The sequence below is a fragment of the Pantoea sp. CS_6 genome, from assembly GCF_041954745.1.
Taxonomy (GTDB): Bacteria; Pseudomonadota; Gammaproteobacteria; order Enterobacterales; family Enterobacteriaceae; genus Pantoea; species Pantoea stewartii.
This window is the reverse complement of record NZ_JAVAYG010000008.1, coordinates 16,746-29,357: the sequence shown is the minus strand read 5'-3', so window position 1 is coordinate 29,357 and position 12,612 is coordinate 16,746. Positions and strand designations below refer to the sequence as shown.

Here is a 12,612-nt window from a genome sequence, read left to right as displayed (position 1 = left end):
GCCTGCTTTCCGGCACCCATATTTGTTGCGCAACCGCCTTAAAAGCCCCATTGCACCCGCCACCAGTCCGAAAATGCCTTTTCACTGATATCGCGCACTGCGATCGCTGGCTAAAGTCAGTACACTGATCTGCGTTGATCCGCCCCTTCCTTGTGGTGCGCGGATCATAATGGTATGTTCTTCCGCTTCTCAGATTCATCAATGCGATTCGCAAGGGGATTTACGCAATGCGTATTATTCTGCTCGGAGCTCCGGGCGCAGGTAAGGGGACTCAAGCCCAATTCATCATGGAGAAATACGGCATTCCGCAGATCTCCACTGGCGACATGTTGCGTGCAGCGGTTAAAGCGGGCACCGAACTGGGCAACCAGGCGAAAGCCATTATGGATGCCGGCAAGCTGGTTACTGATGAGCTGGTGATTGCGCTGGTTAAAGAGCGCATCGCCCAGGAAGATTGCAAAAACGGTTTCCTGCTTGATGGTTTCCCACGCACCATTCCTCAGGCTGACGCAATGAAAGAAGCCGGTATCAAAGTGGACTATGTGCTGGAGTTCGCTGTGCCGGATGAACTGATCGTTGAACGCATCGTCGGTCGCCGTGTTCATGCGCCATCAGGCCGTGTTTACCATGTCAAATTCAATCCACCGAAGGTGGAAGGCAAGGATGACGTGACCGGTGAAGAGCTGACCACGCGTAAAGACGATCAGGAAGAAACGGTGCGCAAACGTCTGGTGGAATACCATCAGCTAACCGCACCGCTGATTGCTTACTACAGCAAAGAAGCCGAAGCGGGTAACACTGAGTACCACAAAATCGACGGCACACGTAACGTGTCCGACGTGAGTGCAGAGCTGGCTAAAATTCTGGGCTAAGCAGAGAGGGGCCGGCACGACTGGCCCCTTTTGCTGTAGTGAATCTACCCATACTTTCCTGCGTTTTCCTTCTTCGTTGTCCTCTGAACGCCAGCCGCGCTTGTCGCAGACCGTTTTCTGGCCCTTGCTGCCTGACAGGTACGGAACCGCATTGCTGTCGTGCTGCATCCTCCTACAGGCTGTCATGAACCTGCAGGCGCCACGTCCCGGCGTTCATCATATGGCCTGCCAGGAATATACGCTGATACGTCAGATGCGCCGGAGTCTGGCAGGGCGGGATGGGCGAGCTACGGATTCGCGCGCAGCGTTAAAGTCGTCGTAGAGAATATGATATGCTTCTCTGCCTGTTTTTCCTCACGGCAGTCACCATGAAATTTCCCGGCAAACGTAAATCCAAACACTATTTTCCCGTCAGCGCGCGCGATCCCCTTCTCCAGTCCTCGTCATTCGATAACGAAGACGGCAGTTGGGTAGTGGGCATCGATCAGACGTTGGTCGATATCGAAGCGAAAGTCGATGACGCCTTTCTGGTCCGCTATGGTCTGAGTGCCGGCCATTCGCTGGTCATTGACGATGCCGTGGCAGAAGCGCTGTACGCTGAACTGATGCGTGACGAGCTGATTACTCACCAGTTCGCAGGCGGCACGATTGGCAACACGCTGCACAATTTCTCCGTGCTGGCGGACGACCGTTCCGTATTGCTGGGCGTGATGTGCAATAACATTCAGATTGGCGGTTATGCGTATCGTTACCTTTGTAATACTTCGAGCCGCATGGATCTTAACTATCTTCAGGGCGTGGACGGAGCGATTGGCCGCTGTTTCACCCTGATCGGCGATCAGGGCGATCGGACCTTTGCGATTAGCCCTGGCCAGATGAACCAGCTCAAAGCGGAAAGTGTGCCTGAGGACGTAATTGCGGGCGCTTCCGCGCTGGTTCTGACCTCGTATCTGGTGCGTTGCAAAGACGGTGAACCGATGCCACAGGCGACGCTGCAGGCTATCGAGTATGCAAAGCGCCACAACGTGCCGGTGGTGCTGACGTTAGGCACGAAACACGTGATAGGTGACAATCCTCAGTTCTGGCGTGATTTCCTGCGTGACCACGTGTCGATTGTGGCGATGAACGAAGAAGAGGCGCTGGCGCTGACGGGCGAGGCCGACCCGCTACTGGCCTCGGACAGGGCGCTGGAGTGGGTGGATCTGGTGCTGTGCACGGCAGGGCCGACCGGTTTATATATGGCGGGCTATACCGAAGACGAATTTAAGCGTAAAACCAACCATCCTTTGTTACCGGGCGCGATTGCTGAATTCAACCAGTACGAATTCAGTCGCGCAATGCGTAAACAGGATTGTCAGCAGCCGTTACGCATTTTCTCGCACATCGCGCCCTACATGGGCGGCCCGGAGAAGATCATGAATACCAATGGGGCAGGGGACGGCGCGCTGGCAGCGTTGCTGCATGACATTACGGCGAATAACTACCATCGCCGCAACGTACCTAACTCCAGTAAACATGCGCGTGCTTATCTGACCTATTCGTCGCTGGCGCAGGTCTGCAAATATGCTAACCGGGTCAGCTATCAGGTCCTGAATCAGCATTCGCCCCGACTGACGCGCGGTTTGCCTGAGCGTGAAGACAGCCTGGAAGAGTCCTACTGGGATCGTTAAGGCTGACAAGTCAGACGCCCCGCTGAATCTCTGAGAGTTCAGCGGGGCGACAGCCGTTTGGGATGGATTAGTGCTGGCCTTCGCTGACGGTTTTTTCTTCCTGCAGCGTTAGCTTTTCCTGTAACTTTTGAATAATACTGGCGGCAATTTCCCGCTCACCCATAACGACGTGGTTTGCACCGCGCTCCAGAATATACTCCACTTCATCGTCATAATGGGCATGCACGATAATATCGATATCAGCCTGCTTCTGTCGTGCTGCCGTCACAATTTCGCCTACCTCGTAGCCGTTAGGGATAGTGACTAACAGCCAGCTGGCACAGTCCACCCGCGCCAGCGCCAGGGTATTGGCGCGGGCAGCATTCGCCAGCACCGCTCTGATCCCCTGATCCCGTAAGGCTTTTACGCGCGGGATGGAGCTTTCTACCACCACCACCGGAATATTCAGTTTGATCAGTTGCTCACACAGCAGGTTGCCGACGCGACCATAGCCAACGATGACCGCATGGTTGCAGACATCCACAGGAATCTCTTGTTCTTCTTCCAGCGCTTCTTCCAGCGTCTGCTGCTCCATCGTTTCATTTTTGGCGAGGTAACGCCCCAGCAGCGTAAACAGAACCGGATTGAGCATGATAGAAAGGATAGCGGCCGCCAGGACCAGATTTCGGCCTTCTTCATCAAGCAGGCCAAGTGAAATGCCCAGACCGGCAAGAATAAAGGCAAACTCGCCGATTTGCGCCAGACTCACCGAGATGGTCATCGCTGTCCGACGCGAATGACCCAGCAGCGAAACCAACAGCCAGGCGGCGGCGGATTTGCCGATGACGACAATCACCAACGCACCCAGCACGGCCAGCGGCTCTTTCACCAGGATCATGGGATCAAATAACATGCCGACAGAGACAAAGAACAGCACTGCGAAAGCATCCCGTAACGGCAACGTGTCACGGGCAGCGCGCTGACTTAACTCCGATTCATTCAGCACCATTCCGGCAAAGAACGCACCCAGCGCAAAAGACACGTCGAAAAACTCGACGGCGCCAAATGCGATGCCCAGCGCCAGCGCCAGGACAGACAGCGTAAACAGCTCGCGTGAACCCGTGGCCGCACTTTTCGCCAGAATCCAGGGGACCGCACGGCGGCCTACCACCATCATCAGCACCATAAAGGCGGCAACTTTGCCGATGGTCCAGAGCAGATCCCAGATCACCAGGCTGGCGCTGGCGTTGCCCTGTTCCATCATGCCCGCAATGGCGGGCAGCAAGACCAGCGTAAGCACCATCACCAGGTCTTCGACAATTAACCAGCCGATAGCAATTTGACCGCGCTGGCTTTCAATCAGCTGCCGTTCTTCTAACGCACGCAGCAACACCACGGTACTGGCGGTAGAAAGACACAAGCCGAACACCAGGCCGGTCATCCACGACCAACCCATCGCCCACGACATCAGCATTCCCAGCAAGGTGGCTACCGCGATCTGTGCAATCGCGCCGGGAATGGCTATCCGCTTTACCGACATCAGGTCCTTCAGTGAAAAGTGCAGACCGACGCCAAACATCAGCAGAATCACGCCCAGTTCGGCCAGTTCCGGTGCCAGATTCGTGTCTGCCACAAAGCCGGGTGTAAAAGGGCCGGCCATAACGCCAGCAACAAGGTAACCCACCAGCGGAGAAATTCGTAACCGGTTAGCCAGCATACCAAGGAGGAAAGCCAGAACCAGTGCCCCGACAATAGTGGTGATCAGCGGTGTGGTGTGATGCATGCCTGTCTCCTTGGATGTAAATGTATCCGGTTGTAACAAATGAGTTTAATGCATATCAGGCGGCATCGCTGAATAATTTGTGGGATTATCAAAAGAAATTAGGGAAATACGCGAAAAGTGCAAGATGAAGGCTGTTTTTCTCACTTATCGCAGTTATGGGTCGATACAACGGTCTGTTGCGTACGGTCAGGAAGGAGTTTATTCATTCTAAATGACACAAGCGTGACGATAATGAGGTGAAAATGTGTTGGTAACAGCCTACAACCGCACTCAGGCAGCGATTTGCCCGCTCCCTTTGCTTCGTTGGCCTCTGTGCGTCGGGGCGGCCGGATAGGCGGCTGACCTGATGGCATGAAAGCGGATGATAAAACAGCAAACAAAACAGGCTGTTATTTAGCATTGGCTCAGCCAGCCTTGTCTGCGCGCGCGAAGGCCATCTTGACGAAATGCACTGTTAAAAACAGAGTAATACATAAATTTAACACAGGGCGAATCACACCAGCGAAAGTAGCTAAAAATTAACAAGCTAATCGTTCCTTCTGCTTAACATTGCGCCTTAATGCATAACAGTGATGACAAAATCAGACCCTGTCCTGCCATCCTGCGCTGAACAACCTGCGATAATGACCGGACGACGCGCGATAAACTTGAGTTAGCACAGGGAATGTGCGACACAGAAGGGCGCTGACGATCGGCAAGAATCATTATTCAAAGGAGAGCGGCTGTGGTGTTATCTCGATGGGCGGGTGCGGGTCTGACCGGAGCGATGTTGCTCTCATCACTGTTTACTCAGGCCGCCGTGCCTGACCGGAGTTACCGTTTCAGCATTTTGCACACCAACGATCTGCACGGCCATTTCTGGTTTGATGAGCAGGGCGAGTACGGTCTGGCGGCACAAAAAACATTAATAGATACCGCACGCTACGATATTCAGGCCAAAGGCGGTGGTGCACTGATTTTGTCGGCCGGAGATGTCAACACTGGCGTGCCGGAATCGGATGCCCTGGATGCCGAACCTGATATTCGTGGCATGAACCTGATTGGTTACGATGCCATGACGCTGGGCAACCATGAATTCGATAAACCCCTCGCCGTGCTGCGGAAACAGGAAAAATGGGCCAAATTCCCTTTTCTGGCCGCGAATGTTTATCAAAAAAGCACAGGTAAACGTCTGTTTAAGCCCTGGGCGATGTTCCGGCGCATGGGGCTGAAGATTGCGGTTATCGGGTTAATCACGCCGGATACCGCCCGCCTGACCAACCCTGAACAGTTAACGGATATCGAATTCCGTGACCCGGTAGCCGAAGCCGTAAAGGTTGTGTCTGAACTACGCGCCAAAGAAAAACCGGATGTGATCGTGGCGCTGACCCATCTTGGTCATTATGACGACGGCAAACACGGCAGTAACGGGATTGATGATGTGACGCTGGCGCGCAGGTTGCCTGCGGGCACCCTCAATATGATCGTAGGGGGGCATTCGCATGACGCGGTCTGTATGGAAAAAGAGAATGTGAGCCGCAAAGATTACCAGCCGGGTCAGCTCTGTCAGCCTGACCGGCAAAATGGCGTCTGGATTATGCAGGCGGAAAAGTGGGGAAAATATGTCGGACGTGGCGATTTTACCTACCGCAATGGCGAGGTTACCCTGGCGTCGTATCAGCTCATCCCGGTTAACCTCAAACATAAAATCAAAAATCTCGATGGCAGCGAATCCTGGCTGACCTGGCAGGAAGAGATCCCCAAAAACACGGCTATGATGAAATTACTGACGCCGTTTCAAAAACGCGCTGAAGCGACGTTGCAGGTGAATGTCGGGCGCGTCAACGGGGTGTTTTCCGGCGAAAAAGAAACCGTGCGCGTTCAGCAAAGCAGCCTCGGGCAGCTCATCCTGCGGGCGCAGATGGCCGCGACCCAGGCCGACTTCGCCGTGATGAGCGGCGGCGGAATTCGGGCCTCGCTCAAACCAGGGCCCGTAGCGTGGCGCGATTTGCTCCAGGTCCAACCCTTTGCCAATCAGGTCGTTTCCGTCACGCTGAGTGGGGCGGAAATTAAACGCTATCTGGCGGTGGTGGCGAATATCGAACCGGGTTCAGGCGGTTATGCCCAGTTTGCAAATGTCAGTCTGACCGCGAATGGCAGCGGCGTGAGTAAAGTCACGATCAACGGACAGCCGCTGGATGACACCAAAACTTATCGGATGGCGACTAACAGCTTCAATGCGGCGGGCGGCGATGGCTATCCCCGTATTGATTCACATCCGGGTTATGTCAACAGTGGCAACGTTGACGCCGTGGTGCTGCGTGACTGGGTCAGTAAACATTCGCCGCTGAATGCCAGCGACTACGTGCCTCGCGATAAGGTGATTTACCAGACGGCAACGGCCCAGGATGCATTGAAAGACGCGAAAGAAACGGTGCCCGCGCGTCGTTATCCCAAAATGATTTTGGCATGGATACAACACTGGAACGGGGAACGTGCAGCACCGCGTTAAATCACCGGGGAGGCGCTTCGTCTCCCCGGTGCCTTGTCAGGCGCGGCAGGCCTTACGGTTGAACCAGTGCGACCGCAGTTTATCCCACACCAGGTTATAGACGAAGGTGTAGGGCAGAAAGAACAGAAAAAACGCCACTTCGATCATAAAGGCCTGCCATAACGAAATCTCCAGCATCCAGGCGGCCAGCGGAAGCCCTATCAGGATAAAGCCGCCCTCAAATCCCAGAGCATGCAGCACACGAACCCACGCACTGCGTTTCTGACGAGGCGGATACCAGCGATCAAACACGCTGTTGTACATCATATTCCAGAGCATCGCGACCGTGGACAACATGATGGCCAGTGCGCCCATCTGAAACAGCGGTTTATCCATCATCCAGGCTGCCAGCGGGGCAATGGTGAGGATGGCCAGGCCTTCAAACAGGCTGGCATGTAAGATGCGCTCGGTGAGTGAACGAGTTTGCATGTCAGTCTCCTTAGTTCAGGTGCCTATTTTCCCATGGCATCATGCTAAGATAAAATGATCATCTATCGATAAAAGCGATGGTTCACATGCGTTACTCTCCTGAATCCCTGGAAGCCTTTGTGCAAACGGTAGCCAGTGGCTCGTTTTCTGCCGCCGCGCGCGCCTTAAACAAAAGCCAGTCCACCATCAGCGTGGCTGTGATTAACCTGGAAGACGATCTGGGTTTTGCCTTATTTGACCGGCGCGGTCGTCAGCCGCAACTGACCGAACAAGGGCGACGCGTCTTACCGCAGGTTCAGCAGATTCTTGCCGCCAGTGAGCGACTGGATGCGCTGGCAACGCGCCTGTCCGAGGGAATCGAACCGCGGCTCAGCGTGGCGGTATCTGACTTCTGGCAAACGCACTACCATCAGCGCCTGCTCAGGCAATTTGACAGGCGCTATCCGGAGGTGGAGCTGGAAGGCATTGCCGCAGAAGATGACGATGTCGTCGAACTGTTGCAAACCGGGCGCGCGCAGATCGGCGTGATTCGTGCCCAGCCGACGCTCCCGGCTGACATCGCGGTCGCCCGCCTGCAGGTCGATGCTGAGTTAGGGATTTACCTGCACCGGGATCATCCTCTGGCGCAGGAAGCGACGGTGAATGAAAGCCAGCTTGAACCCCTTCGTCACCTTCGTCTCAATACCTGGACCGAACGCCGCGCCCCCACTTTTCAGGGCAGGGCCTGGTCTGCTCAGACATATTATGTGCTGCTTGAGATGGCGGAACAGGGCTTTGGCTGGAGCATTTTGCCGCGCTGGCTGGTGAAACAGTTTGGACATGGTGTCTTAAAGGAATTGCCTGTCGCCGGGTGGCCGCAGCGCATCGCCGTAGAAGTGGTCTGGTCGCGCCGCCATCCGCCCGGCCCGGCCGGGCGCTGGATGATTGATGAACTCTGCGCTCTGCAACCGGCTTAATCGCGTCGGGCAATGTCTGCCAGCGGGGCATTCAGAAGACGGGACAAATCCTGCGGGCTGAGTTCAATATCCAGTCCGCGTTTACCGCCAGAAATGAACAGCGTGGCAAAGTCGTTGGCTGAGTGGTCAATCACCGTCGGCAGACGCTTTTTTTGCCCCAGCGGACTGATGCCGCCGATCAGATAACCCGTAATCCGCTGCGCCAGCAGGGGATCGGCCATCTCCGCTTTTTTTGCCCCGAGAGCCTTAGCCACCTTTTTGAGATCAAGCTGCGTTGCCACGGGCGTCACCGCCACGGCCAGCTGCTTTGCATCGCCGTTCAGCGCTACAAGCAACGTTTTATAGACCTGGCGGGCGTCCAGGTTAAGCTTACGTACCGCTTCATCGCCAAAATGCGTTTCGCTTGCGTCATGCTCATAAGGGTGCAGTGTGAAGCTGACTTTTTGTTTTTCCAACAGTTTTACCGCAGGCGTCATAATGGCCTCTGATTCAGAAAAATCTTATTACGTTTTATTGAAAGATAAATGTGGCGAAATAATGTGCTTTAGGCGAGAATTGCCACGCGCCAGCAACTGGGTTGTTGAGCGATAACTAAAATCATTAACACATTCCTCTTTGAAGAGCCGATATGACTGTCGGCTCTCTTTTTTTATCGCTGATTACTCCGCTCGTAGCAGGGCTGGCAGATTGTTCTCACCATATAAATGCAGTGCGCCGACGGCCACCACATAACGTCCCGCGGGCAACGTTTGTAATCGCCCGCGCCACTCACGGTTGCGCTGGCTAATCAGCGTGTCATTGAGCGTCTGACTGAACGTCGCCGGTAAGGCGATTTGCGGTTCGCGGGGCGGGCTTTCCAGCCACCAGCTCACCATCGTCTGCAACATGCGCGCGTTGGTGTGCCAGTGCGTCAGCGTATCCTGCAGCAGCGCCATACCGTTATCGGGCAGCGACTTTAACAGGGTGATTTGCGCGTCTGCGCCCTCCAGCTCAATCACGGGTTTTTGCAGTGAACGTGCCGCCTGAAGCAACTGATAATCAATGCCGTAATCCGGGCGCAATCCCAGCCGCTGGGCCTGACGGGCCTGCAGCATCAACGCAATTTGCCAGGCCGGTGACGTATCAAACTGCGTCAGGGACAAACCGGTCTCATTGCATAACGCGTCCAGCTTCGCCAGCGTGCCTTCATCCATACGCACCGACAGCGGCGGGCATACTTCGGTGTCATCAAATGGCGAACCGCCCTGAGTAATATCCGCTTCCACTACCAGGGCATCGGCATTTTGCAACTGTTGTAGCAGCCGCACTGGCAGAGGCTGCATATCGCGCGTGCCCATATGAATGCTTCCCACCAGATGAAACTGGCATGCTCCTGACCGGATATCGACGGCCGGCCACCGGTAGCTGGTGGGAAAAAGGGGCGCCATCCAGTTACGCAAACGTTGCCAAAGGCTCGCAGTCATTCCCTGTCCTTACTGTGTTAAAGACACCATGCTAGCGGGATCCGGCGGCGAAAAACAGAGGCGGCCGTTAAGGCTTCTTGCGCGGTGTGAAGCGCAGTAGCCGGTTAGCATTGCTGACGACGGTAATCGATGAGAGTGCCATCGCCGCGCCGGCAACAATCGGGCTGAGTAACAACCCCGTGAAGGGATAGAGCACGCCCGCAGCCAGCGGAATACCGATAATGTTGTAGACAAAGGCACCAAACAGGTTCTGACGGATATTCCTGAGTGTGGCGGATGCAATCGCTAAGGCATCTGCCACGCCATGCAGGTCGTCACGTAGCAACGTTATCGATGCGCTTTCCACCGCCACATCACTGCCGCCGCCCATGGCTATGCCGACATCCGCCTGGGCCAGCGCGGGTGCATCATTAATCCCATCGCCGATCATGGCGACCTGACGGCCTTGCTGCTGCAACTGGCTGATCGCATCGGCTTTACCTTCCGGCAAAACACCCGCAATCACTTCATCCATGCCCACGTCATCAGCAATAGCGCGGGCGGTATTCTCATGGTCCCCCGTCAGCATAATCAACCGGTAACCTGCCTGATGCAGCCGTTGCAGCGCTTCACCCGCCTCCGGTCGCAGAGTATCACGCAGGCTAATCAGGCTAGTAAGCTTCCCGTCTTCAGCCAGTAAAACCGGCGTTGCGCCCTGGCGGGTTAGTCTCTCAGTTTCTTCCTGTGCCGCCTGGCAATCCACACCGTGCTCGCTTAACAGGCTGACATTACCCAGGACAAGTTGTCTGCCGTTAAGAATGCCACTCACCCCTTTGCCGCGTATTGTACGAAATTGCGAAATCTCAGGCTTCTCGCCAGCGCCGGCCTCTGCCACGATAGCTTTCGCCAGTGGATGCCCTGACGCCTGTTCCAGTGCCGCAGCGGCAGAGAGCACGGCATCGCGGGTTCTGCCCTGCCAGGTGATAACCTCGGTGACCTGCGGGGCACCTTGTGTAAGGGTGCCCGTTTTATCAAACACCAGCGTGTCGATATGACTTGCGCGTTGCAATGCATCGGCATCCCGCACCAGCACACCGTATTCAGCAGCGCGTCCGGTGCCCGCGATAATCGACATCGGTGTTGCCAGACCCAGCGCACAGGGACAGGCAATGATCATGACGGTGGTGGCAACGACCAGCGCATAGGCCAGTTGGGGCTGTGGACCCACCAGGTACCAAATCAGCGCACTCAGCAGGGCAATAATCACGACCACCGGTACGAAGACCGCAGAGATACGATCCGCCAGACGGCCAACCTCAGGTTTGCTGCTCTGCGCTTTACGTACCAGCTGAATAATTCGTGCCAGCGCGGTATTGCCGCCAGTCGCCTGCGCAATAAAGCGAACGGTCCCGTCCTGCACCAGCGTACCGGCAAACAGGCGATCGCCCTGTGTTTTGGATTGGGGAGCCGCTTCGCCAGTCAGCATTGCTTCGTCACACCAGGCTTCGCCTGACTGTACCTCGCCGTCTACGGGGATACGATCGCCTGCGACCAGTCGCAGGATCATACCGGGCTCTACCGCGCTGACGGGCATAAGCGTCTCACCTTGTTCCGTGATGACATTGGCCTGTGCGGGCGTAAGATCCAGCAGCCGCTCCAGGGCGCGTGAGGCACGCTGGCGCGCGCGTTGTTCAAGCGCATGGCCCAGATTGATCAGGCCCAGAATCATCACGCTGGCTTCAAAATAGAGATGACGCGCCTGCGGCGGGAAAAAGTCAGGCCAGATGACCACGCTGAAGGAGTAACTCCAGGCGGCCGCCGTTCCCAGCGCCACCAGCGTATCCATGGTGGCGCTGCGGTTAAGGAGACTGCGCCAGGCGCTGCGGTAGAAATGGCCACCCGCCCCGATCATTACCAGCAGGGTGAGCATCCCGAGGACCAGCCAGGTGGTTCTGTTCGCGGCAGTGAGCATCATATTGTCGCCCATCATGCCCCATACCATCAGCGGCACGCCCAGCAGCAGCGCGACGCCCGCCTGCCAGCTAAAGCGACGCAGGGCGCGTCGGGCGCTGATTTGCTGCTTTTCACGCCGTTGCTGCTCGTCGTCAACCACTTCCGCACCGTAACCGGCCGCATCCACGGCAGCGACCAGCTGCTGTGGCTCAACATGGCCCATGACCAGCGCGCTTCGCTCGGCAAGGTTAACGCGTGCCTGCTGTACACCGGCAACCTGTTCAAGGGCTTTTTCAACCCGGCTGACGCAACTGGCACAGCTCATGCCGTCAATAAGCAGGACGTGGGCAGGCAATGCTTCGGTTGCCGGCAGAGAAGAGGACTCCGTTGTCAGCGCCTCCGGCGGCGGCTCTGATGCTGTCAACGGCTCAGGCTTTGGGCGCGCGCCTTCAGGTTTCAGCGTTGCATGATAGCCCGCCTGTTCGACAGTGGCGATGAGCGAAGTGACCTCGGCGCTGCCAGAAATGCTGGCTTCCTGTTGGGTGACCTCGGCCTGTTCAACATCGTCGCGCTGCTCAAGCGCCTCTTTTACGCGTTTAACGCAATGGCCGCAGGATAATCCTTCCAGTGCCAGGATAACCGTATTTGACATCGTTGACTCCTTGGTTGGTGTGGCGGAGTGAGTAGTCAGAAGTGACTGTGACTAAGGATAAACCTTCCATCAAGGGGAAGGTCAAATACAGGCTGTTAAAAGGGACAGAATGCCAGAATGGGTGGGTAAAAAATGTGCAGCCCGTGTCGCGGGTGGGGGTGGAAAAGCAAAAGCCCCGGGTTATCCGCGGGGCTTTTATGCATCGTTTCGGCGTCAGACGAGCTGTGTGACAACTAACCCGAAACGGATTATCTGAGCGGCGAGCCTTAGCCGGAATTACGCAGCAGGGCGCCTTCAGGGCCTGTCCGCTTCACTGTCAGACTTAATCGTTAATGATGGTCACGAT

9 protein-coding genes are annotated in these 12,612 nt (G+C 56.0%); 4 read left to right on the top strand and 5 right to left on the bottom strand.

The features are described 5' to 3' along the window. The first annotated feature begins 227 nt into the window (after positions 1 to 227). Both adk and RAC90_RS13320 read left to right on the top strand, forming a co-directional pair. Positions 228 to 872: an adenylate kinase gene (gene adk / locus RAC90_RS13325; protein WP_033738701.1), complete on the top strand. Its 645-nt coding sequence runs from the start codon at positions 228 to 230 to the stop codon at positions 870 to 872. A gap of 368 nt (positions 873 to 1,240) precedes the next feature. Then, a complete protein-coding gene (locus RAC90_RS13320; RefSeq protein WP_033738797.1) occupies positions 1,241 to 2,542 on the top strand; it encodes an inosine/guanosine kinase in 1,302 nt (433 codons plus the stop codon). Between the two features lie 67 nt (positions 2,543 to 2,609). On the opposite strand, the gene ybaL is transcribed toward RAC90_RS13320, so the two are convergent. Beyond that, on the bottom strand, positions 2,610 to 4,304 hold the full coding sequence (ybaL, locus tag RAC90_RS13315; RefSeq protein ID WP_033738703.1) for a YbaL family putative K(+) efflux transporter: 1,695 nt from the start codon (positions 4,302 to 4,304) through the stop codon (positions 2,610 to 2,612). A 766-nt stretch (positions 4,305 to 5,070) separates the two neighbouring features. Between ybaL and ushA the strand changes: the two genes are divergently transcribed. Beyond that, positions 5,071 to 6,795, top strand: a complete 1,725-nt coding sequence (gene ushA, locus RAC90_RS13310; protein WP_375124478.1) for a bifunctional UDP-sugar hydrolase/5'-nucleotidase UshA — start codon at positions 5,071 to 5,073, stop codon at positions 6,793 to 6,795. 36 nt (positions 6,796 to 6,831) lie between these two features. On the opposite strand, the gene RAC90_RS13305 is transcribed toward ushA, so the two are convergent. Further along, positions 6,832 to 7,263: a multidrug/biocide efflux PACE transporter gene (locus tag RAC90_RS13305; protein ID WP_039338466.1), complete on the bottom strand. Its 432-nt coding sequence runs from the start codon at positions 7,261 to 7,263 to the stop codon at positions 6,832 to 6,834. Between the two features lie 86 nt (positions 7,264 to 7,349). Between RAC90_RS13305 and RAC90_RS13300 the strand changes: the two genes are divergently transcribed. After that, positions 7,350 to 8,219: a LysR family transcriptional regulator gene (locus tag RAC90_RS13300; RefSeq protein ID WP_375124442.1), complete on the top strand. Its 870-nt coding sequence runs from the start codon at positions 7,350 to 7,352 to the stop codon at positions 8,217 to 8,219. On the opposite strand, the gene ybaK is transcribed toward RAC90_RS13300, so the two are convergent. The 3 genes from ybaK to copA all read right to left on the bottom strand — a co-directional run bounded on the left by ybaK (position 8,216) and on the right by copA (position 12,266). Then, complete coding sequence (ybaK, locus tag RAC90_RS13295) at positions 8,216 to 8,695, bottom strand: Cys-tRNA(Pro)/Cys-tRNA(Cys) deacylase YbaK (RefSeq protein WP_033738710.1); 480 nt, start codon at positions 8,693 to 8,695, stop codon at positions 8,216 to 8,218. The genes RAC90_RS13300 and ybaK overlap by 4 nt on opposite strands. Positions 8,696 to 8,878: 183 nt before the next feature. Continuing rightward, complete coding sequence (locus RAC90_RS13290; protein WP_006117911.1) at positions 8,879 to 9,682, bottom strand: TraB/GumN family protein; 804 nt, start codon at positions 9,680 to 9,682, stop codon at positions 8,879 to 8,881. A 67-nt stretch (positions 9,683 to 9,749) separates the two neighbouring features. Next, positions 9,750 to 12,266, bottom strand: a complete 2,517-nt coding sequence (gene copA, locus RAC90_RS13285; protein ID WP_375124441.1) for a copper-exporting P-type ATPase CopA — start codon at positions 12,264 to 12,266, stop codon at positions 9,750 to 9,752. Between the last annotated feature and the right edge of the window lie 346 nt (positions 12,267 to 12,612).

Excerpts from the sequence above, each read along its gene's own strand:
- adk (WP_033738701.1), top strand. The coding sequence starts at position 228 with ATGCGTATTATTCTGCTCGGAGCTCCGGGCGCAGGTAAGGGGACTCAA.
- RAC90_RS13320 (WP_033738797.1), top strand. The coding sequence starts at position 1,241 with ATGAAATTTCCCGGCAAACGTAAATCCAAACACTATTTTCCCGTCAGC.
- ybaL (WP_033738703.1), bottom strand. The coding sequence starts at position 4,304 with ATGCATCACACCACACCGCTGATCACCACTATTGTCGGGGCACTGGTT.
- ushA (WP_375124478.1), top strand. The coding sequence starts at position 5,071 with ATGTTGCTCTCATCACTGTTTACTCAGGCCGCCGTGCCTGACCGGAGT.
- RAC90_RS13305 (WP_039338466.1), bottom strand. The coding sequence starts at position 7,263 with ATGCAAACTCGTTCACTCACCGAGCGCATCTTACATGCCAGCCTGTTT.
- RAC90_RS13300 (WP_375124442.1), top strand. The coding sequence starts at position 7,350 with ATGCGTTACTCTCCTGAATCCCTGGAAGCCTTTGTGCAAACGGTAGCC.
- ybaK (WP_033738710.1), bottom strand. The coding sequence starts at position 8,695 with ATGACGCCTGCGGTAAAACTGTTGGAAAAACAAAAAGTCAGCTTCACA.
- RAC90_RS13290 (WP_006117911.1), bottom strand. The coding sequence starts at position 9,682 with ATGACTGCGAGCCTTTGGCAACGTTTGCGTAACTGGATGGCGCCCCTT.
- copA (WP_375124441.1), bottom strand. The coding sequence starts at position 12,266 with ATGTCAAATACGGTTATCCTGGCACTGGAAGGATTATCCTGCGGCCAT.